We start from the raw sequence: 539 nt of genomic DNA, 5'->3' as shown, positions 1-539 counted from the left end.
ACCTTGGTCAACCCCGAATCGAACAGCGAACTGTGCGGGTCGGTGACGATATCGGACGACACGATGGGCGCGTCGTAGTACTTCAAAATCCCCTTGAGCGGCCCCTCGGCCGCCGCCTGCATCGCCGCGTTGATCTCCGCGGCCGTCGCCGACGTGCCCAACTCCGCGGTCAGATCGGTCACCGAACCGGTGGGCACCGGCACCCGCAGCGCGTACCCGTCGAGCTTGCCTTTGAGCTCGGGCAACACCAGGCCGATGGCCTTGGCCGCACCGGTGGAGGTCGGCACGATATTGATCGCCGCCGCCCGCGCCCGCCGCAAATCCTTGTGCGGCCCGTCCTGCAGATTCTGATCCTGGGTGTAGGCGTGGATGGTCGTCATCAGACCTTTGACGATGCCGAACTCGTCGTTGAGCACCTTGGCCAGCGGGCCCAGGCAGTTCGTGGTGCACGAGGCATTCGAGATGATGTTCTGGCTGCCGTCGTACTTGTCGTCGTTGACACCCATCACGATGGTGATGTCCTCACCGGTGGCCGGCGC

1 protein-coding gene is annotated in these 539 nt (G+C 64.7%); it reads right to left on the bottom strand.

Annotated elements, in window-relative coordinates; all coding sequences use genetic code 11:
- Positions 1-539, bottom strand: a 539-nt coding sequence (locus tag AC3WTE_RS32625) for a type I glyceraldehyde-3-phosphate dehydrogenase (RefSeq protein WP_492443768.1), incomplete at both ends; no start/stop codon positions are given.

This window comes from Mycobacterium sp. FW102-FHT13B02, assembly GCF_058790275.1.
The sequence above is the reverse complement of the archived record's forward strand: the minus strand, read 5'-3'. Positions and strand labels throughout refer to the sequence as shown.